This window comes from Paraburkholderia diazotrophica (assembly GCF_900108945.1).
Lineage (GTDB): Bacteria > Pseudomonadota > Gammaproteobacteria > Burkholderiales > Burkholderiaceae > Paraburkholderia > Paraburkholderia diazotrophica.
On the sequence record NZ_FNYE01000014.1, the window covers coordinates 179,078 to 201,878 of the forward strand.

The following is a 22,801-nucleotide window of genomic DNA, read 5'->3' on the forward strand; positions in this document are numbered from 1 at the left end:
CTATGACAACGTCTTTCGGTCCTTCCTATGTGCGCGCGATCGCGCCTTATGTGGCTGGCAAGCCGATCTCGGAAGTCGCGCGTGAATTCGGGCTGGACGAAACGCGCATCGTGAAGCTGGCGTCGAACGAGAATCCGCTCGGCATGCCGGATTCCGCGAAGACGGCGATGGCGCAGGCCGCGAGCGAACTCGGCCGCTATCCGGATGCGAATGCGTTCGAACTGAAGGCGGCGCTCTCCGCGCACTACGACGTGCCCGCCGACTGGATCACGCTCGGCAACGGCAGCAATGACATTCTCGAACTGGCCGCGCACGCGTTCGTCGAGAAGGATCAGTCGGTCGTCTACTCGCAGTATTCGTTCGCCGTCTACGCGCTCGCGACGCAAGGCCTGGGCGCACGCGCGATCGTCGTTCCCGCCGTGAAGTACGGCCACGACCTCGACGCGATGCTCGCCGCAATCGCCGACGACACGCGGCTCGTTTTCGTTGCGAACCCGAACAATCCGACAGGCACGTTCATCGACGGTCCGACGATCGAAGCGTTCCTGTCGAAGGTGCCGCGCCACGTCGCCGTGGTGCTCGACGAGGCGTACACGGAATACCTGAGCGCGGACAAGCGCTACGACTCGATCGCGTGGGTGCGCCGCTATCCGAACCTGCTGGTGTCGCGCACGTTCTCGAAGGCGTTCGGTCTTGCCGGCTTGCGCGTCGGCTTCGCGATCGCGCAGCCGGAGCTGACCGATCTGATGAACCGTCTGCGTCAGCCGTTCAACGTGAACACGCTGGCGCAGGCGGCCGCGATCGCCGCGCTGAACGACAAGCCTTTCCTGCAGAAGAGCGCGGAACTGAACGTGCAGGGCTATCGCCGGCTGACGGAAGCGTTCGACAAGCTGGGTCTCGAATACGTGCCGTCGGACGGCAATTTCGTGCTGGTGCGCGTCGGCGACGACGACAGCGCGGGCAATCGCGTGAACCTCGAGCTGCTGAAGCAGGGCGTGATCGTGCGGCCCGTGGGGAGCTACGGCTTGCCGCAGTGGCTGCGCGTGACGATCGGCCTGCCCGAGGAAAACGAGGCGTTTATCGCCGCGCTCGAAAAGACGCTGGCGACGGCCTGAGCGTTCAATGCAATCCACGCGCCTCATCGAGTGCGAGGCGCGTTTTTTCTGTGACTGACGTGGCAGCGTTCTCTTTCGACAAACTGGTGATTTTCGGCGTCGGGCTGATCGGCGGATCGCTCGCTCGCGCGCTGCGCGAACGCGCGGACGTAGGCGGCGAGCGCTGCGTGATCGGCGTGGGGCGCTCGGCGGCGTCGATGCAACGCGCGCTGGAGCTGGGCGTAATCGACGCGAGCGCAGCGCTCGCCGACGACGCCGCGCTGCGCGACGCGCTCAAGGGCGCCGATCTGGTTCTGCTCGCGGCGCCCGTTGCGCAGACGCAGCCGTTGCTCGAACGCATCGCGCCGTTTCTCGATCCGTCGACGATCGTCACCGATGCCGGCAGCACGAAGTCCGACGTCGTCGCTGCGGCGCGCGCGGCATTGGGCGAGCGCATCGGCCAGTTCGTGCCGGGGCATCCGATCGCGGGCCGCGAATCGAGCGGCGTCGATGCGGCGCTGCCGGACCTTTACGTGAACCGCAACGTCGTGCTGTGCGCGTTGCCGGAGAATGCACCGGCGCCCGTCGAACGCGTTGCCGCCATGTGGCGCGCGACGGGAGCGAGCGTGCACGCGATGTCGGCTGCGCAGCACGATCGCGTGTTCGCGTCGGTCAGCCATTTGCCACATGTGTTGTCGTTCGCGCTCGTCGAGCAGATTCTCAATTCACCCGACGCCGCGCTCAAGTTCTCGTTCGCGGCGGGCGGATTCCGCGACTTCACGCGGATTGCCGCGTCGAGCCCGGAAATGTGGCGCGACGTGTGCGTGGCGAACCGCGCGGCGCTGCTCGACGAGCTCGATGCCTATACGGCCGTGCTGGCGCGCCTGCGCACGGCGATTGAAGCCGGCGACGGCGCCACGCTCGAAGCCGTGTTCGCGCGCTCGCGCTCGGCGCGCAGCGAGTGGCAGGAACGCGCCGCATCGTCGCAACGAGCGTCGCAACAGGCGTCCCAGCAGCCGTCGCCCGCACGCTCCGCAACCGACGACGCGTCGAAATAACTGGACACTGGAATCCACATGGAACATCTCGATCTCGGACCATTTTCCCGTGCGTCCGGCACGGTCCGTCTGCCCGGCTCGAAGAGCATCTCGAACCGCGTGCTGCTGCTCGCGGCGTTGGCCGAGGGCGAGACGACGATCACGAATCTGCTCGATTCGGACGACACGCGCGTGATGCTCGACGCGCTCGAAAAGCTCGGCGTAAAGCTCAAACGCGACGGCGACACGTGCGTCGTCACGGGCACGCGCGGCGCGCTGCCGGCGGCGCGCGCCGATCTGTTCCTCGGCAACGCGGGCACGGCCGTGCGGCCGCTGACGGCGGCGCTCGCGGTGAACGGTGGCGATTACCGCATTCACGGCGTGCCGCGCATGCACGAGCGGCCGATCCGCGATCTGGTCGACGGGCTGCGTCAGATCGGCGCGAAGATCGATTACGAAGAGAACGAAGGCTTTCCGCCGCTGCGCATCCGTCCGGCGCAAATTGCCGTCGACGCGCCGATCCGCGTGCGCGGCGACGTGTCGAGCCAGTTCCTGACGGCGCTGCTGATGGCGCTGCCGCTCGTCAGGACGGCAAGCGGCGAGACGGTCGTCGAAGTGGCGGGCGAACTGATTTCGAAGCCCTATATCGAGATCACGATTGCGCTGATGGCGCGCTTCGGCATCAAGGTCGAGCGGCTCGGCTGGGAGCGCTTCACGATTCCGAACGGCGTGCGCTATCAGTCGCCGGGCAAGATCATGGTGGAGGGCGATGCGTCGTCGGCGTCGTACTTCCTCGCGGCGGGCGCGCTGGGCGGCGGGCCGCTGCGCGTCGAGGGCGTGGGCCGCGCGAGCATCCAGGGCGACGTCGGTTTCGCGACGGCGCTCACGAAAATGGGCGCGAACGTCACGATGGGCGACGACTGGATTGAGGTGCGCGGTGTCGGCAACGACCACGGCAAGCTCGACCCGATCGACATGGACTTCAACCTGATCCCCGACGCGGCGATGACGATCGCCGTGGCGGCGCTGTTTGCCGACGGCACGTCGACGCTGCGCAATATCGCGAGTTGGCGCGTCAAGGAAACCGACCGGATTGCCGCGATGGCGACAGAATTGCGCAAGGTCGGCGCGAAGGTGCAGGAAGGCGAGGATTTCCTCGTCGTCACGCCGCCCGAAAAACTGACGGCGAACGCCGCAATCGACACCTACGACGATCACCGGATGGCGATGTGCTTCTCGCTGGTGAGCCTGGGTGGCGTGCCCGTGCGAATCAACGACCCGAAGTGCGTCGGCAAGACGTTCCCCGATTATTTCGAGCGCTTCCTTGCGCTCGCTCAACCCTGACCCTCGCATTGACAACATCCGCCGCCCGTTTCGACGGGCGACTTTCTAGATGAAATCGACTCGTCCCTTTCACCAGACGCCCGTCATCACGATCGACGGCCCGACCGCATCCGGCAAAGGCACGGTAGCCGCGCTGGTAGCCGCCGAACTGGGCTTCCACCTGCTGGACAGCGGCGCGCTGTACCGGCTCGCCGCGCTCGCCAGCGTGCGCTACAACATCTCCGCCGCCGACGCCGAGGCGCTCGCAAAACTGGTCGGCGATCTTCATATCACCTTTCGCGAGGGCATCGCGCAACTGGACGGCGTCGACGTGTCGACGGAAATCCGCGCGGAGGAAATCGGCAACCGGGCGTCGGCTATTGCCGTTCATGCACCCGTCAGGACTGCGCTGATGGCCCGTCAGCGGGCTTTTCGCAAGCAGCCCGGCCTGGTCGCGGACGGCCGCGACATGGGCACTGTGATCTTTCCTGATGCCTTGCTGAAGGTGTTTTTGACGGCGAGCGTCGAGGCGCGCGCGGCCCGCCGGCATAAGCAATTGATCCAAAAAGGTTTTTCTGCTAATATGGATGACTTGCTTCGGGATTTGCGTGAACGCGACCAGCGCGATAGCAAGCGTGAAGCCGCGCCGCTCAAGCCCGCAGCCGATGCGCAGCTGCTCGATACCTCGGCACTGTCGATCGACCAGGCGGTCGAACAGGTGGTGCAATGGTACCGGGCGCTGGTTCCGCAGAACTGAACGCGGAAACTCGCATCAAAGGTGTTTTTGTTGTCGTGTAGGTGCTTTGCCGCCGAGTGTGAACGAAGCGCGAAGCAATTGTTTAACCCTTAACCCCGTATGGCTTTCGCTCCTTTGCCGTAGTGCTGAACCATGGTGGTTCACCTGACGCTGCGAAAACCATGCAAATTCAGATTTTTATGTCCGACCTGCAAACCTCTACCCCGAATACCGAATCTTTTGCGGCTCTGTTCGAAGAGTCGCTGACCAAGCAGGACATGCGCGCTGGCGAAGTCATCTCCGCCGAAGTCGTGCGCGTCGACCACAACTTCGTCGTTGTGAACGCTGGTCTCAAGTCCGAAGCCTACATCCCGCTCGAAGAGTTCCTGAATGACGCGGGCGAGGTAGAAGTGCAGGCGGGCGACTTCGTTTCCGTCGCGATCGACGCGCTGGAAAACGGCTATGGCGACACGATCCTGTCGCGCGACAAGGCGAAGCGTCTGGCTTCGTGGCTGTCGCTGGAAAAGGCCCTCGACAACAACGAACTCGTGACGGGCACGATCACGGGCAAGGTCAAGGGCGGCATGACCGTCATGGTCAACGGCATCCGCGCGTTCCTGCCGGGCTCGCTGGTCGACACGCGCCCCGTCAAGGACACGACGCCGTACGAAGGCAAGACGCTGGAATTCCGCGTCATCAAGCTGGATCGCAAGCGCAACAACGTCGTGCTGTCGCGCCGCGCCGTCATCGAGGCGACGCAAGGCGAAGAGCGCGCAAAGCTGCTCGAGACGCTGAAGGAAGGCGCGATTGTCGAAGGCGTGGTCAAGAACATCACCGACTACGGCGCGTTCGTGGACCTCGGCGGCATCGACGGCCTGCTGCACATCACCGACATCGCATGGCGTCGCGTGCGTCACCCGAGCGAAGTGCTGTCGGTTGGCCAGGAAGTCACCGCAAAGATCCTCAAGTTCGACCAGGAAAAGAACCGCGTTTCGCTCGGTATCAAGCAACTGGGCGACGATCCGTGGGAAGGCATCTCGCGCCGCTACCCGTCGGGCACGCGTCTGTTCGGCAAGGTCACGAACATCACCGACTACGGTGCGTTCGTCGAAGTCGAATCGGGCATCGAAGGCCTCGTCCACGTGTCGGAAATGGACTGGACCAACAAGAACGTTGCGCCGTCGAAGGTTGTCCAGCTGGGCGACGAAGTCGAAGTCATGGTTCTCGAAATCGACGAAGACCGCCGCCGTATCAGCCTCGGCATGAAGCAGTGCAAGCCGAATCCGTGGGACGACTTCAGCCGCAACTTCAAGAAGGGCGACAAGATCCAGGGCGCCATCAAGTCGATCACCGACTTCGGCGTGTTCATCGGTCTGCCTGGCGGCATCGACGGTCTGGTTCATCTGTCGGACCTGTCGTGGAGCGAAACGGGCGAAGAAGCTGTTCGCAAGTACAAGAAGGGCGACGAAGTGGAAGCGATCGTTCTCGGCATCGACGTCGAGAAGGAACGCATTTCGCTGGGCATCAAGCAGCTCGAAGGCGACCCGTTCAGCAACTTCGTTGCAATGAACGACAAGGGTTCGATCGTCGACGGCACGGTCAAATCGATTGACGCGAAGGGCGCTGTGGTTCAGCTGACGGCTGACGTCGAAGGCTACCTGCGCGCTTCCGAAATCGCGCAGGATCGCGTGGAAGACGCTCGCAACGTGCTGAAGGAAGGCGACAAGGTCAATGCGATGATCATCAACATCGACCGCAAGTCGCGCGGCATCAACCTGTCGATCAAGGCGAAGGACTCGGCTGAGCAGCAGGAAGCGATGCGCGGCCTGCAAGCTGACAGCAGCTCGGCGGCAAGCGGCACGACGAACCTCGGCGCGCTGCTGAAGGCCAAGCTCGACGGCCAGAACCAGTAAGCCTTAAGGGGTCTGCTGCAGTATGACCAAATCGGAATTGGTCGCCCAGCTGGCTATGCGATTTCCGCAACTTGTCCTCAAGGATGCGGATTTCGCGGTGAAGACGATGCTCGATGCGATGTCGGACGCTCTGGCCAACGGCCATCGCATCGAAATTCGTGGCTTCGGCAGCTTCGGCCTCAACCGTCGTCCATCCCGCGTCGGGCGCAACCCGAAGTCGGGCGAAAAGGTGTTGGTGCCCGAGAAGCACGTGCCGCACTTCAAGCCTGGCAAAGAGTTGCGTGAACGCGTCGATCGTCGCGCGGGTGAGCCGCTGAAAGACGAAGCGCCGGACGACGATCTTTGAGCCTGCTGTATGCAAGTATGCAGTTCGCGTTGAAGTTCACCGGTGGCCACACCAGTCGGCATTGACCAGAAAAAGCGCCTTTGGGCGCTTTTTTTTCGCCCGTCGATTCTGACGGCCACCGGGTCCGGAACGTGCGCCATATTCATTCCCTAAACGACAGCTAGGCATCACGATCGGCACGCCTGTGCCAGTCGTCATGGCGTTCATTTACAATACGGGTCACTTCGGCGCGGGCATACACCGTGGCGCGACGCGTCATCTGGCCGGCGTCCTCCCGCAACTGCCGTCAAGAGATCACTACATGAAATTTATCGTCTGGCTGATTCGCGTGCTGGTGTTCGTGCTGCTGCTGGTGCTTGCACTGTCCAATACGCAGAGCGCTACGCTGAATTTCCTCGCCGGATATTCGTGGCAGGCGCCCTTGATCCTGATCGGACTGGCGTTCTTCGTGGTGGGCCTGCTGGCCGGGCTGGTGTCGTCATTGCCGGCGATGTTCCGCTTGAGGATGGAAAACGGCCGGCTCAAGCGCGAACTGCGCGTGGCGCGCGAAACGCCCGTTGCCGTCGAAGAACCGCCGATGCCGCCGCTCATCTAGCCCTTACACGCCGCGTGCGCTGCGCGCGGCCTCTTTCGCATTCCCGCACATTCGCATGGATCTAGACCTCTGGTGGCTGCTCGTCATACCCGTCGCGTTCGCGTTCGGTTGGGTGGCCGCGCGTTATGACCTCAAGACGCTGCTTTCCGAAAGCGCCAATCTGCCGCGTTCCTATTTTCGCGGACTCAATTTTCTGTTGAACGAACAGCCGGACCAGGCGATCGACGCGTTCATCGAAGTCGTCAAGCTCGACCCGGAAACGATCGAATTGCACTTCGCGCTGGGCAATCTGTTCCGCCGCCGCGGCGAAACCGACCGCGCGATCCGCGTGCATCAGAACCTGTTGAACCGCGCCGATCTGCCCGTCACCGAGCGCGATCATGCGTTGTACGAACTGGGCCAGGACTTCCTGAAGGCCGGCCTGCTGGATCGCGCGGAAGAGACGTTCAAGGCGCTGCAATCGGGCGACTATGCGCTGGGTGCGCAACGTGCTCTGTTGACCATCTATCAGATCGAGAGGGACTGGAACAAGTCGATCGATACGGCGCGCCGGCTCGAATCGATGGGCGTCGAGTCGCTCGACAAGGAAATCGGCCATTTCCACTGCGAGCTCGCGCAGGAAGCGCTGCAGCAGAAGAAGCCCGATGAAGCGCGGCGTCAGCTGGATCTCGCGTTGAAGGCGCATCCGCAGAACGTGCGCGCGACGATCCTGTTCGGCGACGTCGACGCGGCGGCCGGTGATCACGACAAGGCGATCGCCCAATGGCGGCACGTCGAGGAGCAGAATCCCGCGTATCTGCCGCTCGTCGCCGAGAAGGTCATGAAAGCCTACGAAGCGCTCGGACGGCAGAATGAGGGCGCCGATCTTCTGACCACCTGGGTCGACGGCTATCCGTCGAACGATCTGCTCGACGTCGCGTACCAGTACGTGTCGGCGTTGCGGGGCCCCGAGGCCGCGCATGCGCTCGCGCGCACGCAGATGCAGAAGTCGCCGAATCTGGCGGGCATGACGCGCTTGCTCGAAGCGCAACAGGCGGTGGCCGAAGAGCCTCGCCGCAGCGAACTGGAACTGATGCGCACGCTGATCCGTCAGCGGACCAAAAATCTGCCACGGTACACGTGCCAGAATTGCGGCTTCCGGGCGCGGCTGTTCTATTGGCAGTGTCCGGGCTGCAGTGGTTGGGAAACCTATGCGCCGCGCCGCGTCGAGCCGATCACGGCATCGAGCTGACGCGCGCCGCGAGCGCATCAGCGCGGAGAGCGGCCGTTGCGCAGCATTCAAGTTTCGAACTTTGAACCGGCATCACCTACCGGAAAGCGTATGAAAATCACCATTATCGGCACGGGTTACGTAGGTCTCGTCACGGGCGCATGTCTTGCCGAGGTCGGCAACGACGTTTTCTGTCTGGACGTGGACCCACGCAAGATCGAAATCCTGAATAACGGCGGCATGCCGATTCACGAGCCGGGTCTGCAAGAGATCATCGCGCGTTCACGCGCGGCGGGACGCATCACTTTTTCGACGGATGTCGAGGCGAGCGTCGCGCACGGCGAGGTCCAGTTCATCGCGGTGGGCACGCCGCCCGACGAGGACGGTTCCGCCGACCTGCAATACGTGCTCGAAGCGGCACGCAATATCGGCCGCACGATGAACAGCTTCAAGGCGATTGTCGACAAGTCGACGGTGCCCGTCGGCACCGCGCAACGCGTGCGCGCCGTGATCGACGAAGAGCTGCACAAGCGCGGTCTCGCGGGCAGCCCGCAGCACCGCTTCTCGATCGTGTCGAACCCGGAATTCCTGAAAGAGGGCGCGGCCGTCGATGACTTCATGCGGCCTGATCGCATCGTGGTCGGCATCGACAACGACGCAGACGGCAACAAGGCGCGCGAGAAGATGCGCCGCCTCTACGCGCCGTTCAACCGCAATCACGACCGCACGCTGTACATGGACGTGCGCTCGGCCGAATTCACGAAATACGCGGCCAACGCGATGCTCGCCACGCGCATCTCGTTCATGAACGAGATGGCGAATCTGGCCGATACCGTCGGCGCGGACATCGAGGCCGTGCGCCGCGGCATCGGCTCGGACCCGCGCATCGGCTATCACTTCCTGTATGCGGGCGTCGGCTACGGCGGCTCGTGCTTCCCGAAGGACGTGCAGGCGCTGATCCGGACGGGGAACGAGATGGGGCACAATCTGCGCATTCTGGAAGCCGTCGAAGAGGTGAACCACGAGCAGAAGGAAGTGCTCGTGCGCAAGATCACGGATGCGCTCGGCGACGATCTGAGTGGCCGTACGTTCGCGGTATGGGGCCTGTCGTTCAAGCCGAACACCGACGACATGCGCGAGGCGCCGAGCCGCCGCGTCATCTCTCAGCTGCTCGCGCGGGGCGCGACGGTGCGCGCGTACGACCCGGTCGCGACGGCGGAAGCGAGGCGCGTCTTCGCGCTCGATCTCGCAGGCGTGCCCGACCAGCAGGCGCGCCTGCATTTCACGAGCACGCAGGACGAGACGCTGGCGGGCGCCGATGCCCTCGTCATCGTCACGGAATGGAAGGAATTCAAGAGCCCGGACTTCGTGCATATGAAGGCCGAACTGAAGACGCCGCTGATCTTCGATGGCCGCAATCTGTATGAACCCGACGCGATGGCCGAACTCGGCATCGACTATCACTCGATTGGACGTCCCTATGCACGACCCGCTGAATCTACATCCGACTCCGACCGTACCTGAAGGCGCGGCGCTCGCACCCGAGGTCGGCATCGTCGCACGCGAGCGCCTCGCGGCGGCGCGCGTGCTGGTGGTCGGCGACGTGATGCTCGACCGTTACTGGTTCGGTGACGTCAATCGCATTTCGCCGGAAGCGCCCGTTCCCGTGGTGCTCGTGCAGAAGCAGGAAGACCGGCTGGGCGGCGCCGCGAACGTCGCGCGCAACGCCGCGGCGCTTGGCGCGCAGGCGGGCTTGCTGTGCGTCGTCGGCCACGACGAGCCGGGCGAGCGCGTCGTGCAACTGCTGGGCGATAGCGGCGTCGCGCCGCATCTGGAGCGCGACCCCGAGCTACCGACGACGATCAAGCTGCGCGTGCTGTCGCGTCAGCAACAGCTTCTGCGCGTCGACTTCGAAAGGGCGCCGGCGCACGAAGCGCTGCTCGCGGGCCTCGCGCGCTACGACGCGCTGCTGCCGACGCACGACGTGATCCTGATGTCGGACTACGCGAAGGGCGGTCTCACGCACGTCACGAAGATGATCGAAAAGGCGCGCGCGGCCGGCAAGCCGGTGCTGGTCGATCCGAAGGGCGACGATTGGGAGCGCTATCGCGGCGCGACGCTGATCACGCCGAACCGCGCAGAGCTGCGCGAGGTGGTCGGGCAGTGGAAGTCGGAAGCCGATCTGCTCGCGCGCGTGACGAAGCTGCGCGCCGAACTCGACCTGAACGCGCTGCTGCTTACGCGCTCGGAAGAGGGCATGACGCTCTTCTCCGATGAGGGCATTCTGCACGCATCGGCTGTAGCTCGCGAAGTGTATGATGTGTCGGGCGCGGGCGATACCGTGATCGCGACACTCGCCGTGATGATCGGCGCGGGCCTGCCGCTCGACGAAGCCGTCACGCTCGCGAATCGCGCGGCGGGCATCGTGGTCGCCAAGCTCGGTACGGCCACCGTCGACTACGACGAACTCTTTCATTGATGTCGCCGCGCGCCGGCTCGTGCAGCGGGGCGCGCGGTTCATCTCCCGCATCCGTTGATACTCATCACATCAGGACGACCATGACCCTCATCGTCACCGGCGCGGCTGGATTTGTCGGCAGCAATATCGTCAAGGCGCTCAACGAGCGCGGCGAAGACCGCATCATCGCCGTCGACAACCTGACGCGCGCCGACAAGTTCAAGAATCTCGTCGACTGCGAAATCATCGATTACATCGACAAGACCGAATTCGTCGAGCGTTTTGCGCGCGGCGACTTCGGCAAGGTGCGCGCGATTTTCCATGAAGGCGCCTGCTCGGACACGATGGAAACCGACGGCCGCTACATGATGGACAACAACTTCCGCTATAGCCGCGCGGTGCTCGACGCCTGCCTCGCACAGGGAGCGCAGTTTCTGTATGCGTCGTCGGCGGCGACGTATGGCGGCTCGTCACGCTTCGTCGAGGAGCGCGAGTTCGAAGCGCCCCTCAACGTGTACGGCTATTCGAAATTCCTTTTCGATCAGGTGATCCGCCGCGTGCTGCCTGCCGCGAAGAGCCAGATCGTCGGCTTTCGCTACTTCAACGTGTACGGGCCGCGCGAGGCGCACAAGGGGCGCATGGCGTCCGTCGCGTTCCACAACTTCAACCAGTTCCGCGCCGAAGGCAAGGTGAAGCTGTTCGGCGAGTACAACGGTTACGCAGCAGGCGAGCAGACGCGCGATTTCGTTTCCGTCGAAGACGTCGCGAAGGTCAATCTGCATTTCTTCGATCACCCGGAGAAGTCGGGCATCTTCAATCTCGGCAGCGGCCGCGCGCAGCCGTTCAACGATATCGCATCGACGGTCGTCAACACGCTGCGCGTGCTCGACGGCGAGCCGGCGCTGTCGCTCGCCGAACTGGTGCAGCGCGGGCTGATCGAGTACATCCCGTTCCCCGATGCGCTGCGCGGCAAGTACCAGTGCTTCACGCAGGCCGATCAGACGAAGCTGCGCGCCGCGGGCTACGATGCGCCGTTCCTGACGGTGCAGGAAGGCGTCGATCGCTACGTGCGTTGGCTATTCGGCCAGGTGTAAATCGTTCGTACGCCTCTCTACACTGGAGTCTCCCGGTCGGTGATCGTCACCGGCCGGTGTTTCAGGGAGATTCCATATGTTCAAAAAAGTCATCGTCACGGCGGCCATGCTTGCCGCTTTCGGCCAGGCGTTCGCCACCGTCGACGTCAACTCCGCTAACGAAGCAGCGCTGCGCGGCATCAAGGGCATCGGTCCCGCGAAGGCGAAAGCCATCCTCGACGAACGCGCGGCCCACGGCCCGTTCAAGGATGCGGCGGATCTCAGCAAGCGCGTCAAGGGGCTCGGCGGTCATACCGTCGAGCGTCTGCAGACCGAGGGCCTCGCTGTCGGCACATCGGGCGCTGGTGCGGCGACTGTCGCTGCTGCTGGCGCACAGGCTGCGGCGCCTCATGCGAAGGCCGCGCCCGCTGCGAAGAACGATGCCGCCGTGGCGGTCAAGAAATAGCCGCCTGAACTGAGCGCCTGACATGCGCGGCAACGCTCGCGCGCGGCGGGCGCTCGCCCCGTGCCATCTTCCTTCTGGCCGGAGTTGTGGCAACCGCTCCCTTCAGCCGTCACGCAAGTGACTGGCTTCCGCGGCAGATCCAGCCTGCCGCGGCTTTTTGCGTTTGCGCGACTGGTCGTCGCAAGGACTGGCGCGGTTCGTTTGCCGTCGAAAGAGCGGCAAATGCCTCGGCCAGTGCCTGCCCGTATGCAGCCACATCGCGGCGAAATCGCAGCTACATCGCAACCACATACGGCGCGACAGGAACCCCGGCGGCATCCATGCAGCCGTTATGGGCTGCGGGCGGGCATGCGGATGCTGGTTTAGAATCGACGGATTCCAGACTCCGCGCATCGTCACAGCACACAACGACATGGCTTACAAAACGATTGAAGACACGATCGGCAACACGCCTCTCATCCAGCTCGTCCGTCTCGTGGACGACGACATCCGCAGCCGCAACAACGTTGTGCTGGGCAAGCTCGAAGGCAACAATCCGGCGGGATCGGTGAAAGACCGCCCCGCGCTTTCGATGATCAAGAAAGCGGAACTGCGCGGGCGCATCAAGCCGGGCGACACGCTGATCGAAGCGACGAGCGGCAACACGGGCATCGCGCTCGCAATGGCGGCGGCGATCCGCGGCTACAAGATGATCCTGATCATGCCCGAAGACCTGTCGCTGGAGCGGCGCCAGAGCATGGCGGCATACGGCGCCGAAATCCTGCTGACGCCCGTGAAGGGCGGCATGGAATACGCGCGCGATCTCGCCGAGCAGATGCAGCGCGAGGGCAAGGGCATCATCCTCGACCAGTTCGGCAACCCCGACAATCCGCTTGCGCACTACGAAGCGACGGGCCCCGAAATCTGGCGCGACACGGAAGGACGCATCACGCATTTCGTGTCGGCGATGGGCACGACGGGCACGATCATGGGTGTGTCGCAGTATCTGAAGGAACAGAATCCGTCGATCGAGATCATCGGCGCGCAGCCGGAAGAGGGCTCACGTATTCCGGGCATCCGCAAATGGCCCGAGGCCTATCTGCCGAAGATTTTCGACCGCAGCCGCGTCGATCGCGTCGAGAACGTGAGCCAGTCGGCATCGGAAGCGATGGCGCGCCGGATGGCGGCCGTCGAAGGCGTGTTCTGCGGCATCTCGTCGGCGGGCGCGTGCGAAGTGGCGCTGCGTATCGCGCGCCAGGTCGAGAACGCAACGATCGTGTTCATCGTGTGCGATCGTGGCGACCGCTATCTGTCGACGGGCGTGTTCCCCGCCTGAACCTGGCTTGCCGGCTGCGGCAAGCCAGAGCGGAAAACGAAAACGCCGGCAAGCGCCGGCGTTTTTCATGAATCGTATCGACAGCCGGTTACTGCGAAGCGGAAGGCACCGATGCGTTGCCCGCCGACGTCGCATCCAGTTGCGCCTTCACGCGTTCGCCGAGCTCATAGACGGCGAGCGCATAGAAGAAGCTGCGGTTGTAGCGCGTGAGCACATAGAAGTTCTTCAGACCCAGCACGTATTCCGTCGGCCGGCCCGGCGACGGCAGATCGACCACGGTGACGGGCGTGCCTGCTTCCGTGTGCATGTCGAGGCCCGGCTGGTTCATCAGCATGCCCGCCTTCAGCAGTTGCTGCAGCGACCAGCGCGGTTCCGGCGCGCCCGTCGCGGCCGCCTGCGCGATGCCGAGGCTGCCTGTATCCGTCCCGATGTTCCACACGACGGGCCGGCCCGTTTCCCAGCCGTTCTGTCTGAGATAGTTCGCGACGCTGCCGATTGCATCGGCTTGGCTCGTGCGCAGATCGATCTTCTTGTTGCCTTCGTAGTCGACCGCGTACTGGACGATGCTGCTCGGCAGGAATTGCGGAATGCCGATCGCGCCCGTGTACGAGCCGAGCACTGTCGTCGGATCGATCTGCGCGTCGCGCGTCCACACCAGATAGTCTTCGAGATTCTTGCGGAACGTCACCTGGCGTTCGTCGCGATTGGGCGTGCCCGGGTAGTCGAACGAGAGCGTGGTGAGCGCGTCGAGCACACGGAAGTTGCCCATGTAGCGCCCATAGATCGTCTCGACGCCGATGATGCCGACGATCACTTCCGGCGGCACGCCGTACTGCTCGTAGGCGCGCTGCAGCGTCGCCTGGTTCGCGCGCCAGAATTTCACGCCCGCGTTGATGCGCACCGGGTCGAGAAAGCGCGCCTGATAGACACGCCAGTTCTTGATCGACGGCGTCGGCGATGGCGTCACGAGTTTTACGGCCGTCGCCGAATAGTTCACGCGCGCGAAGAGCGCATGCAATGCCGTGGGATCGAAGTCGTAGCGCGCGACCATGTCGTTGATGAATGCATCGACATTGCCGTTGTTCGCATAGCGCTGCGGAACGATCTCCTCTTCGAACGTCTGTCCTTGCGTCGGCTGCTCAGGCTGGCTTTGCGCGAGCAGCGCGCGTGGTTTGGTCTTGACGGTCTGCGCCGAGGCCGGGCCGGCTCCCGCGAACACGCACCACGCGACGGTCAGTGCGGCGGCTACAGTCGTTGCGCGTAGCCGATGTTGAGCGGACAGAGCAAGCTTGACGGTCATAGTGAACTGAAGGTGTGTGCGGGCAAAAAAAAGTTACGGGGAGTATACCCGACGAGGTTCGCCAATCTGTGTAGAAGCGTTGCGCCAGCGCGGTCCTGGCGCTTCGTGTGGTAACTTCGTAGTATTCGCGCAACCCATTGCGCTCATGAACGGAGACACGCAGCGCCCCTCGCACCCCTCGCGCGGCGCGCCGCTCGAAATCGACTCATGGCAACCGGCTTCTATACACACGCAGACTGTCTGCAGCATGAGATGGGGCAATGGCATCCCGAATGCCCCGCGCGTCTGCAGGCAATCGAAGACCAACTGATCGCAAGCCGCATCGGCGAACTGATCGAACGCGAGTCCGCACCGCTTGCCGACGAGTCCGCGCTGCTGCGCGTGCATACGAAAGCGCATGTCGACTACATCCGCGAGCGCTCGCCGGGCACCGGCTATGCGGAGATCGATCCTGACACGTCGATGAATCCGCATACGTGGACGGCCGCGTTGCGTGCGGCGGGCGCGGCCATTGCGGCCACCGACGCCGTCATCGAAGGCCGTTACGACAACGCGTTTTGCAGCGTGCGTCCGCCGGGCCATCACGCGGAGCCGGCGCGGGCAATGGGCTTCTGCTTCTTCAACAACGTCGCGATTGCCGCGCGGCACGCGCTCGAAGTGCACGGACTCGAGCGCGTCGCGATCGTCGATTTCGATGTGCACCACGGCAACGGCACGGAGGCCGCGTTCTCCAACGATACGCGCGTGCTGATGTGCAGCATCTTCCAGCATCCGTTCTATCCGTTCACGGGCGCCGACAACCAGGCGCCGAACATGTGCAACGTGCCTATCGCAGCACGCTCGAAGGGCATGGTCGTGCGCGAGGCGATCGACATGATCTGGCTGCCGCGCCTCGACGCGTTCAAGCCGCAGATGCTGTTCGTGTCGGCGGGCTTCGACGCGCATCGCGAGGACGATCTCGGCAACATGGGTCTCGTCGAGGACGACTATGTGTGGATCACCGAGCAGATTCGCCATGTTGCGGACAAGTACGCGCAAGGGCGCATCGTCAGCTGTCTGGAAGGCGGCTACAACCTGTCGGCGCTCGGACGCAGCGTCGTCGCGCATGTGCGCACGCTCGCGGGCATCTGAACACGGGCGCCGCGCACGGGAGGAAAGCTCATCATGAATAGCGATGCAACGGGCCCGCTAATCGACGTTACACGCGATGCCTACGATGTGCGCGGCGTCGTCCGTCTCACGCTGAACCGGCCGGACGCGTTCAATGCGCTGTCGGAGGCGCTGCTCGAAGAACTGCACACGCAACTCGCCGACATCGCGAAGAGCGACGCGCGCGTGGTGGTGATCGCGGGCGCGGGCCGCGCGTTCTGCGCCGGGCACGATCTGAAGGAAATGCGCGCCGCGCCGTCGCTCGACTATTACCAGGCGCTTTTCGCGCGCTGCTCGAAAGTGATGCTCGCGATCCAGCGCATGCCGCAACCGGTGATCGCGCGCGTGCACGGCATCGCGACGGCGGCGGGCTGTCAGCTGGTGGCGATGTGCGATCTCGCCGTAGCCGCCGACATCGCGCGCTTCGCCGTGTCAGGCGTCAATCTCGGACTGTTCTGCGCGACGCCATCGGTGCCGCTGGCGCGCAACGTGTCGCGCAAGGCCGCGCTCGAAATGCTGCTGACGGGCGATTTCATCGACGCAATGGCGGCGAAGCAGCAAGGCCTCGTGAATCGCGTGGTGCCGCTCGACATCCTCGATATCGAGGTGGCGGCGCTCGCGAAGAGCATCTGCGCGAAACCGCGCGAGGCCGTCGAAGCGGGCAAGAGCCTGTTCTACCGGCAGCTCGAAATGGGCATCGAGGCGGCGTATCAGCTGGCTGGGCAGGCGATGGCCTGCAACATGATGGACGACTCCGCGCTCGAAGGCGTGCAGGCGTTCATCGACAAGCGGCCGCCCGACTGGAAGCACACGTCCGGTCGCCAGGCCGCGCGATAGTCGGCTTCATTCCGAACGCTTCAATATCCAGTCGACGAGCGCGCCCATCACGCGCTCGCGATCGAGGTCGTTCATCGTCTCGTGATAGCTGCCGTCGTAAAGCGTCAGCGTTTTGTCCGGCGAGCCGGCGTGCGCGCCGAAGTCGCGGCTGCCGTCGGGCTCGGTGAGCTTGTCCGCCGTGCCGTGCCAGATCAGCAGCGGCACGCGCAGGCCCGCGCGGCCTTGCTCGATGCGCTGCATCGCGAGCAGCAGTTCGGCGCCCGTGCGCGCGGGGATCGGGCCATGATGCACGAGCGGATCGTTCCGGTTCGCCTCGACCACAGCGCGATCGCGCGATAACAGCGCGGCTTCGATTTTCATCGCCGGGAAGCGTGGCCATACGCGGCTGATCTTCTGGCTCAACGCCAGCATCCAGCGCGGCACGTTATGGCCGGGAGCCATCGCGGGGCTCGACAGGATCAGGCCGTTCAACGGCCGTCCGTAAGGGGCGTGCTTTTCGATCGCGTGCAACGCGGCAATCGCGCCGCCCATGCTGTGGCCCATCAGGAACAGCGGCCCGTCGTTGTGTGCGGCCACCGTGACGAGCGCGTCGGCATCGAGCAGATATTCGTCGAAGCGCTCAATCCATGCGCGCGGTCCGGGCGCACGGCCGTGACCGCGCAGATCGACCGCGATCAGTTCGATGCCGTTCGCGTTAAGCGCCTGCGCAAGCGCCGCGTAGCGTCCGGCATGCTCTGCGAGTCCGTGCAGAAGAGCGACCGTCGCGCGCCTTATCCCCGACGCGCGCCATCGGTAGACGGGCAACTCGACGCCGTCGGTCGTGACGGCGTGGGACCGTTCGGGTTGGGACATCGCGGGAATGGCAGCGGCCTGGGTCGTCTCCATGGGCATCGTCCGATTGTTGTCGTTGTGCGCCCGATCATAGCGGCGCGCCTCGCTCCCGTTGCGGCCAATCGAAGCGGGCAGTCCTCTAATTCCGGTCGGTTATGAAAGTCTCTGAATTGATTATTAAAGGATATGAACACGTCTGCGGTAAAATCGGCGGCTCAAATCCCAATAAAAGTCACGGCGGCCGGTGCCTGGAGCGTGCGACGCTTGCTGGCAAAGTCCGCCGTTTCGTTTTTCATGATCGAACTACGCAATCTTTCGCAGCGTTTTCCGGGGCCACGGGGCTGGGTCGAAGCGCTGCACAACGTCAATCTGTCGATTCCCCAAGGCGAGGTGTTCGGCATCATTGGACGCAGTGGAGCGGGCAAGAGCACGCTGGTCCGCACAATCAATTTGCTGACGCGCCCGACGGAAGGCAATGTCGTCGTCGATGGCCGCGACCTCACGACGATGCCGGCCGCGCAGTTGCGCGAGGCGCGCCGCGAGATCGGCATGATCTTCCAGCACTTCAACCTGCTGTCGTCGCGCACGGTGTTCGACAACGTTGCGCTGCCGCTCGAACTGGCCGGCATGAAGCGCGCGGAGATCGAGGCGCACGTGCTGCCGCTGCTCGAACTCGTCGGGCTGACGGCGCAGAAGGACCGCTATCCGTCGCAGATCAGCGGCGGGCAGAAGCAGCGCGTCGGCATTGCGCGCGCGCTCGCAAGCAAGCCGAAAGTGCTGCTCTCCGACGAAGCGACGTCCGCGCTCGACCCCGAAACGACGCGCGCGATTCTCGATCTGCTCAAGCGCATCAACCGCGAGCTGAAGCTGACCGTCGTGCTGATCACGCACCAGATGGAAGTGATCAAGCAGGTGTGCGACCGCGTCGCCGTGCTGGATAACGGACGTGTGGTCGAAGAGGGCAAGGTCATCGACGTGTTCCTGCAACCGCATCACGAAGTCACGCGCGCGCTGATCGGCGATGTGATCGCGCAAGAATTGCCGCCGGCGCTGAAGGCGCGCGTCGCGGAGCGTCTGAAGACGGGCAGCGGCCATCTGCTGCGGCTCGCGTTCACGGGTTCGGGCGTCGATCAGCCGATTCTCTCGGAGACGATTCGCCGCTACGAACTGGACTTCAACATCCTGCATGGCCAGATCGACGAGATTCAGGGGCAGGCGTTCGGCTCGCTCGCCGTGCTCGCGGGCGGCGAGCCGTCGAAGGTGGCGCAGGCGCAGGCGTTTCTGCGCGAACAGGGCGTGGTGGTCGAGGAGTTGTCACATGTTGAGTGAAATGTTCGATATGTTCGTGCAGTCGTTCTGGGAAACGCTGATCATGGTCGGCATCTCGGGGCTGATCGGCGCGGCCGTCGGCCTGCCGCTCGGCGTGCTGCTCTATCTGACCGACCGCCAGGGTGTGCTGCAGAACCTCGGCGTCAATCGCGCGATGGGCGTGGTCGTCAATGCCGTGCGCTCGACGCCGTTCATCATTCTTCTCGTCGCTGTGATTCCTTTTACGCGCCTCGTCGTCGGCTCGTCGATCGGCACGGCCGCGGCCGTCGTGCCGCTGACGATCGCCGCCGCGCCGTTCATCGCGCGCCTTGTCGAGACGGCGCTGCGCGAAGTCGATCGCGGCCTGATCGAAGCGGCGCAGGCGATGGGCGCGACGACGTCGCAGATCGTTTTCAAGGTGCTGCTGCCGGAATCGCTGCCGGGCATCGTCGCGGGTCTGACGATCACGTTCGTGTCGCTGGTCGGCTATTCGGCGATGGCGGGCGCGATCGGCGGCGGCGGTCTGGGCGATCTCGGCATCCGCTATGGGTATCAGCGTTTTTTGCCGGAAGTGATGGTGACGGTCGTCGTGATCCTAATCGTCTTCGTGCAGCTGGTGCAGTCGTTCGGGGATTGGCTCGTGCGTCGTTTGAGCCACAAATAACACTCTTGGAAAATAAAGGTTTGGTCATGCAACGTCGTTTCATTCTCAAGCTCGCGGCCGCAGTGGGCGCCGTGTCGCTGTTCGGCGCATCGTCGCTCGCGTTCGCCGACGAATCGATCAAGGTCGGCGTGACGGGCGGTCCGCACGCGCAGCTGATGGACGTCGTGAAGACAGTCGCCGCGAAGAACGGCCTGAACATCAAGGTGATCGAATTCTCGGACTACGTGCAGCCGAACGCGGCGCTCGCCGGCGGCGACCTCGACGCGAACAGCTACCAGCACGAGCCGTATCTGCAGGCGCAGGTGAAGGACCGCGGCTACAAGCTGATCAAGGTCGCCGATACCGTGACCTTCCCGATGGGCATCTATTCGAAGAAGCTGAAGTCGCTTGCCGAACTGCCGACGGGCGCGAAGATCGCGGTGCCGAACGATCCGACCAACGGCGGACGCGCGCTGCTTCTGCTGGAAAAGCAGGGCTTGATCAAGCTGCGCGCGGATGCGGGCCTGAAGGCGACGCCGCTCGACATCGCCGAGAACCCGAAGAAGCTGAAGATCGTCGAACTCGACGCGGCGCAGATTCCGCGCTCGCTCGGCGATGTCGACGCAGCCGCGATCAACACGAACTTCGCGATGGAAGCGGGTCTGAAGCCGAAGCAGGACGCAATTGCGATCGAGGACCCGAAAGGGCCGTACGTGAACGTCATTGCAATCCGCGAGTCGGACCGCAACAAGCCGTGGGTGGCGAAGCTGATCGCGGCGTATCACTCGCCAGAAGTGAAGCAGTTCATCGACAGCAAGTTTGGCGGCGCGGTGATCGCCTCCTGGTGATTGTGTCTCGATGAGCGCGTCTCGGTGAGCGGTGCTGCGCAGTGCCGTGGGAGCCGGCCGCGCCGCTGCGTGCAAGACCATAGGGTGAATGGCGCCGCATCGTGCGGCGCATCTGGCCCCGCTATGCGGTCGTATCGGTAGGAACCCCGACTTGGCTTTTGGGCTCTTTCCGATCTAGAATAGCACGACCGTTCGATATTGCAGTCATCGCCATCGGGGAGCGATATCCTCGATATCCAGCAATCCCGGGCGGCTCCCGCGGAGGCTATCGCTATAATGTCCGTCGGGTTGACGTATTCGTAACTTTGGAGCGTGTGCATGAAAATCCTGGTGCCAGTCAAGAGAGTGGTTGACTACAACGTGAAGGTCCGCGTGAAGTCGGACAACACGGGCGTCGACATTGCCAATGTAAAGATGTCGATGAATCCGTTCGACGAAATCGCCGTCGAAGAGGCCGTGCGCCTGAAGGAAGCGGGCGTCGCGACGGAAGTGATCGCGGTGTCGGCAGGCGTCGCGCAGTGCCAGGAAACGCTGCGCACGGCGCTGGCGATCGGCGCGGATCGCGCGATCCTCATCGAATCGAATGAAGACCTGCAGCCGCTGGCTGTGGCCAAGCTGCTGAAGGCGCTGGTCGACAAGGAACAGCCGTCGCTGGTCATTCTCGGCAAGCAGGCCATCGACGACGATTCCAACCAGACGGGCCAGATGCTGGCCGCGCTGGCGAATCTGCCGCAGGCGACGTTTGCATCGAAGGTCGTCGTGGCTGACGGCAAGGCGACGGTGTCGCGTGAAGTCGATGGCGGCGCGGAAACGCTTTCGCTGCAATTGCCCGCCGTGGTGACGACTGATCTGCGCCTGAACGAGCCGCGCTATGTGACGCTGCCCAACATCATGAAGGCGAAGAAGAAGCCGCTGGAAACCGTGAAGCCCGAAGAACTGGGCGTCGATGTGACGCCGCGTCTGAAGACGCTGAAAGTGAGCGAGCCGCCGAAGCGTTCCGCCGGCGTCAAGGTGCCGGACGTGAAGACGCTGGTCGAGAAGCTCAAGACGGAAGCCAAAGTGCTTTGATCGACGCGAATTTACGGAAAGCGGAGACGAATGAAATGACGATTCTGGTAATTGCTGAACACGACAACGCGTCGATCAAGGCCGCGACGCTGAACACGGTCGCGGCCGCACAGAAGATTGGCGGCGACATTCACGTGCTGGTCGCTGGCCACAACGCACAAGCTGCTGCGGACGCGGCTGCGAAGATTGCGGGCGTCGCAAAGGTGCTGCTCGCCGATGCGCCGCAACTCGAAGCGGGTCTCGCAGAAAACGTCGAGGCGACGGTGCTGAAGATCGCGAAGGACTACTCGCACATCTTCGCGCCCGCGACGGCCTACGGCAAGAACATCGCGCCGCGCATCGCGGCAAAACTCGACGTCGCGCAGATCAGCGACATCACGGCTGTCGATAGCGCGGACACGTTCGAACGTCCGATCTACGCGGGCAATGCGATTGCGATCGTGCAGTCGGCTGATCCCGTCAAGGTCATCACGGTGCGTGCGACGGGCTTCGACCCGGTCGCAGCGGAAGGCGGCAGCGCGTCGGTCGAGAAGATCGAAGCGGCGGCCGACGCAGGCATCTCGCAGTTCGTGAGCCGCGAAGTGACGAAGCTGGACCGTCCGGAACTGACGTCGGCGAACATCATCGTGTCGGGCGGCCGGGGTCTCGGCAGCGGCGAGAACTACACGAAGATTCTCGAGCCTTTGGCCGACAAACTCGGCGCGGCAATGGGTGCCTCGCGCGCCGCCGTCGATGCAGGCTACGTGCCGAACGACTATCAGGTCGGCCAGACGGGCAAGATCGTCGCGCCGCAACTGTACATCGCGGTCGGCATCTCGGGCGCGATCCAGCACCTTGCGGGCATGAAGGACTCGAAGGTGATCGTCGCAATCAACAAGGACGAAGAGGCGCCCATCTTCAGCGTCGCGGACTACGGTCTCGTCGGCGATCTGTTCACGCTCGTGCCGGAACTGGTGAACGCACTCGGCTGATAGAACACCGCGTCGCATGACGGCGCACGATAGTCAGGCACCAGACAAAGGGGCGCGAGGATGTTGAATCCGGCGCCCCTTTTTTATCGAAGTCGTGGAGGAGACACAAATGAGCTACACGGCACCCACCAAGGACATGATGTTCGTGATTCGGGAACTGGCGGGCCTTGACGACGTCGCTGAACTGCCCGGCTTCGAAGAGGCCGGCCTTGAAACGGCCCAGGCCGTGATCGAGGAATCCGCGAAGCTGTGCGGCGAAGTACTGGCGCCGCTGAACGTC

At 63.8% G+C, this 22,801-nt stretch carries 22 protein-coding genes; 20 read left to right on the forward strand and 2 right to left on the reverse strand.

The window, feature by feature from the left end; all coding sequences use genetic code 11:
• Positions 1-2: 2 nt before the first annotated feature.
• The 13 genes from hisC to cysM all read left to right on the forward strand — a co-directional run bounded on the left by hisC (position 3) and on the right by cysM (position 13,566).
• Positions 3-1,115 carry a histidinol-phosphate transaminase gene (gene hisC, locus BMW76_RS19495; RefSeq protein ID WP_090867943.1) on the forward strand — a complete coding sequence of 371 codons (1,113 nt, stop codon included), beginning with the start codon at positions 3-5 and terminating at the stop codon, positions 1,113-1,115.
• 50 nt (positions 1,116-1,165) lie between these two features.
• On the forward strand, positions 1,166-2,152 hold the full coding sequence (locus tag BMW76_RS19500; RefSeq protein WP_090867945.1) for a prephenate dehydrogenase: 987 nt from the start codon (positions 1,166-1,168) through the stop codon (positions 2,150-2,152).
• 18 nt (positions 2,153-2,170) lie between these two features.
• The gene (gene aroA, locus BMW76_RS19505) at positions 2,171-3,475 is read left to right on the forward strand and encodes a 3-phosphoshikimate 1-carboxyvinyltransferase (protein WP_090867947.1); all 1,305 of its coding nucleotides are present in this window, start codon (positions 2,171-2,173) and stop codon (positions 3,473-3,475) included.
• Positions 3,476-3,524: 49 nt separating this feature from the next.
• The gene (cmk, locus tag BMW76_RS19510; RefSeq protein ID WP_090867950.1) at positions 3,525-4,211 is read left to right on the forward strand and encodes a (d)CMP kinase; all 687 of its coding nucleotides are present in this window, start codon (positions 3,525-3,527) and stop codon (positions 4,209-4,211) included.
• Between the two features lie 161 nt (positions 4,212-4,372).
• A complete protein-coding gene (rpsA, locus tag BMW76_RS19515) occupies positions 4,373-6,103 on the forward strand; it encodes a 30S ribosomal protein S1 (protein WP_090867952.1) in 1,731 nt (576 codons plus the stop codon).
• Positions 6,104-6,125: 22 nt separating this feature from the next.
• Positions 6,126-6,449 carry an integration host factor subunit beta gene (locus BMW76_RS19520; RefSeq protein ID WP_090867955.1) on the forward strand — a complete coding sequence of 108 codons (324 nt, stop codon included), beginning with the start codon at positions 6,126-6,128 and terminating at the stop codon, positions 6,447-6,449.
• A gap of 301 nt (positions 6,450-6,750) precedes the next feature.
• Positions 6,751-7,044 carry a LapA family protein gene (locus BMW76_RS19525; protein ID WP_087738089.1) on the forward strand — a complete coding sequence of 98 codons (294 nt, stop codon included), beginning with the start codon at positions 6,751-6,753 and terminating at the stop codon, positions 7,042-7,044.
• A 55-nt stretch (positions 7,045-7,099) separates the two neighbouring features.
• Positions 7,100-8,275, forward strand: coding sequence for a lipopolysaccharide assembly protein LapB (gene lapB, locus BMW76_RS19530; protein ID WP_090867957.1), 1,176 nt, complete (start codon positions 7,100-7,102; stop codon positions 8,273-8,275).
• A gap of 90 nt (positions 8,276-8,365) precedes the next feature.
• On the forward strand, positions 8,366-9,778 hold the full coding sequence (locus tag BMW76_RS19535; protein ID WP_090867959.1) for a UDP-glucose dehydrogenase family protein: 1,413 nt from the start codon (positions 8,366-8,368) through the stop codon (positions 9,776-9,778).
• Positions 9,735-10,733, forward strand: a complete 999-nt coding sequence (gene rfaE1, locus BMW76_RS19540) for a D-glycero-beta-D-manno-heptose-7-phosphate kinase (RefSeq protein ID WP_090867960.1) — start codon at positions 9,735-9,737, stop codon at positions 10,731-10,733. Before BMW76_RS19535 ends, rfaE1 begins: the two co-directional genes overlap by 44 nt.
• A gap of 80 nt (positions 10,734-10,813) precedes the next feature.
• On the forward strand, positions 10,814-11,806 hold the full coding sequence (gene rfaD / locus BMW76_RS19545) for an ADP-glyceromanno-heptose 6-epimerase (protein ID WP_090867962.1): 993 nt from the start codon (positions 10,814-10,816) through the stop codon (positions 11,804-11,806).
• Between the two features lie 76 nt (positions 11,807-11,882).
• Positions 11,883-12,251 (forward strand): ComEA family DNA-binding protein, encoded by a 369-nt coding sequence (locus BMW76_RS19550; RefSeq protein WP_090867964.1) that lies wholly within the window; start codon positions 11,883-11,885, stop codon positions 12,249-12,251.
• Positions 12,252-12,663: 412 nt separating this feature from the next.
• Positions 12,664-13,566: a cysteine synthase CysM gene (cysM, locus tag BMW76_RS19555; protein WP_090867967.1), complete on the forward strand. Its 903-nt coding sequence runs from the start codon at positions 12,664-12,666 to the stop codon at positions 13,564-13,566.
• 88 nt (positions 13,567-13,654) lie between these two features.
• On the opposite strand, the gene mltB is transcribed toward cysM, so the two are convergent.
• Positions 13,655-14,866, reverse strand: a complete 1,212-nt coding sequence (gene mltB / locus BMW76_RS19560) for a lytic murein transglycosylase B (protein ID WP_090867969.1) — start codon at positions 14,864-14,866, stop codon at positions 13,655-13,657.
• Between the two features lie 207 nt (positions 14,867-15,073).
• Between mltB and BMW76_RS19565 the strand changes: the two genes are divergently transcribed.
• Both BMW76_RS19565 and BMW76_RS19570 read left to right on the forward strand, forming a co-directional pair.
• Complete coding sequence (locus BMW76_RS19565) at positions 15,074-15,997, forward strand: histone deacetylase family protein (RefSeq protein WP_090867971.1); 924 nt, start codon at positions 15,074-15,076, stop codon at positions 15,995-15,997.
• Between the two features lie 33 nt (positions 15,998-16,030).
• Positions 16,031-16,852, forward strand: a complete 822-nt coding sequence (locus BMW76_RS19570; protein ID WP_090867974.1) for an enoyl-CoA hydratase — start codon at positions 16,031-16,033, stop codon at positions 16,850-16,852.
• A gap of 6 nt (positions 16,853-16,858) precedes the next feature.
• Here BMW76_RS19570 and BMW76_RS19575 read toward each other — a convergent pair whose 3' ends face one another.
• Complete coding sequence (locus BMW76_RS19575; RefSeq protein ID WP_245763283.1) at positions 16,859-17,704, reverse strand: alpha/beta hydrolase; 846 nt, start codon at positions 17,702-17,704, stop codon at positions 16,859-16,861.
• Positions 17,705-17,977: 273 nt separating this feature from the next.
• Between BMW76_RS19575 and BMW76_RS19580 the strand changes: the two genes are divergently transcribed.
• The 5 genes from BMW76_RS19580 (at position 17,978) to BMW76_RS19600 (ending at position 22,521) form a co-directional block, all read left to right on the forward strand.
• Positions 17,978-19,012 (forward strand): methionine ABC transporter ATP-binding protein, encoded by a 1,035-nt coding sequence (locus tag BMW76_RS19580; RefSeq protein WP_090868020.1) that lies wholly within the window; start codon positions 17,978-17,980, stop codon positions 19,010-19,012.
• Positions 19,002-19,655 carry a methionine ABC transporter permease gene (locus BMW76_RS19585; protein ID WP_090867978.1) on the forward strand — a complete coding sequence of 218 codons (654 nt, stop codon included), beginning with the start codon at positions 19,002-19,004 and terminating at the stop codon, positions 19,653-19,655. Before BMW76_RS19580 ends, BMW76_RS19585 begins: the two co-directional genes overlap by 11 nt.
• 26 nt (positions 19,656-19,681) lie before the next feature.
• Positions 19,682-20,482, forward strand: a complete 801-nt coding sequence (locus BMW76_RS19590) for a MetQ/NlpA family ABC transporter substrate-binding protein (RefSeq protein ID WP_090867980.1) — start codon at positions 19,682-19,684, stop codon at positions 20,480-20,482.
• A gap of 318 nt (positions 20,483-20,800) precedes the next feature.
• Entirely contained in the window at positions 20,801-21,550 is a 750-nt protein-coding gene (locus BMW76_RS19595; RefSeq protein WP_090867982.1) for an electron transfer flavoprotein subunit beta/FixA family protein, read from the forward strand.
• Between the two features lie 35 nt (positions 21,551-21,585).
• Positions 21,586-22,521 carry an electron transfer flavoprotein subunit alpha/FixB family protein gene (locus BMW76_RS19600; protein ID WP_090868022.1) on the forward strand — a complete coding sequence of 312 codons (936 nt, stop codon included), beginning with the start codon at positions 21,586-21,588 and terminating at the stop codon, positions 22,519-22,521.
• The last annotated feature ends 280 nt before the right edge of the window (positions 22,522-22,801 follow it).

What these genes read in the sequence shown, in the direction of transcription:
- hisC (WP_090867943.1), top strand. Translation starts at nt 3, where the DNA reads ATGACAACGTCTTTCGGTCCTTCCTATGTGCGCGCGATCGCGCCTTAT.
- aroA (WP_090867947.1), top strand. Translation starts at nt 2,171, where the DNA reads ATGGAACATCTCGATCTCGGACCATTTTCCCGTGCGTCCGGCACGGTC.
- cmk (WP_090867950.1), top strand. Translation starts at nt 3,525, where the DNA reads ATGAAATCGACTCGTCCCTTTCACCAGACGCCCGTCATCACGATCGAC.
- rpsA (WP_090867952.1), top strand. Translation starts at nt 4,373, where the DNA reads ATGCAAATTCAGATTTTTATGTCCGACCTGCAAACCTCTACCCCGAAT.
- BMW76_RS19520 (WP_090867955.1), top strand. Translation starts at nt 6,126, where the DNA reads ATGACCAAATCGGAATTGGTCGCCCAGCTGGCTATGCGATTTCCGCAA.
- BMW76_RS19525 (WP_087738089.1), top strand. Translation starts at nt 6,751, where the DNA reads ATGAAATTTATCGTCTGGCTGATTCGCGTGCTGGTGTTCGTGCTGCTG.
- lapB (WP_090867957.1), top strand. Translation starts at nt 7,100, where the DNA reads ATGGATCTAGACCTCTGGTGGCTGCTCGTCATACCCGTCGCGTTCGCG.
- BMW76_RS19535 (WP_090867959.1), top strand. Translation starts at nt 8,366, where the DNA reads ATGAAAATCACCATTATCGGCACGGGTTACGTAGGTCTCGTCACGGGC.
- rfaE1 (WP_090867960.1), top strand. Translation starts at nt 9,735, where the DNA reads ATGCACGACCCGCTGAATCTACATCCGACTCCGACCGTACCTGAAGGC.
- rfaD (WP_090867962.1), top strand. Translation starts at nt 10,814, where the DNA reads ATGACCCTCATCGTCACCGGCGCGGCTGGATTTGTCGGCAGCAATATC.
- BMW76_RS19550 (WP_090867964.1), top strand. Translation starts at nt 11,883, where the DNA reads ATGTTCAAAAAAGTCATCGTCACGGCGGCCATGCTTGCCGCTTTCGGC.
- cysM (WP_090867967.1), top strand. Translation starts at nt 12,664, where the DNA reads ATGGCTTACAAAACGATTGAAGACACGATCGGCAACACGCCTCTCATC.
- mltB (WP_090867969.1), bottom strand. Translation starts at nt 14,866, where the DNA reads ATGACCGTCAAGCTTGCTCTGTCCGCTCAACATCGGCTACGCGCAACG.
- BMW76_RS19565 (WP_090867971.1), top strand. Translation starts at nt 15,074, where the DNA reads ATGGCAACCGGCTTCTATACACACGCAGACTGTCTGCAGCATGAGATG.
- BMW76_RS19570 (WP_090867974.1), top strand. Translation starts at nt 16,031, where the DNA reads ATGAATAGCGATGCAACGGGCCCGCTAATCGACGTTACACGCGATGCC.
- BMW76_RS19575 (WP_245763283.1), bottom strand. Translation starts at nt 17,704, where the DNA reads ATGTCCCAACCCGAACGGTCCCACGCCGTCACGACCGACGGCGTCGAG.
- BMW76_RS19580 (WP_090868020.1), top strand. Translation starts at nt 17,978, where the DNA reads ATGATCGAACTACGCAATCTTTCGCAGCGTTTTCCGGGGCCACGGGGC.
- BMW76_RS19585 (WP_090867978.1), top strand. Translation starts at nt 19,002, where the DNA reads ATGTTGAGTGAAATGTTCGATATGTTCGTGCAGTCGTTCTGGGAAACG.
- BMW76_RS19590 (WP_090867980.1), top strand. Translation starts at nt 19,682, where the DNA reads ATGCAACGTCGTTTCATTCTCAAGCTCGCGGCCGCAGTGGGCGCCGTG.
- BMW76_RS19595 (WP_090867982.1), top strand. Translation starts at nt 20,801, where the DNA reads ATGAAAATCCTGGTGCCAGTCAAGAGAGTGGTTGACTACAACGTGAAG.
- BMW76_RS19600 (WP_090868022.1), top strand. Translation starts at nt 21,586, where the DNA reads ATGACGATTCTGGTAATTGCTGAACACGACAACGCGTCGATCAAGGCC.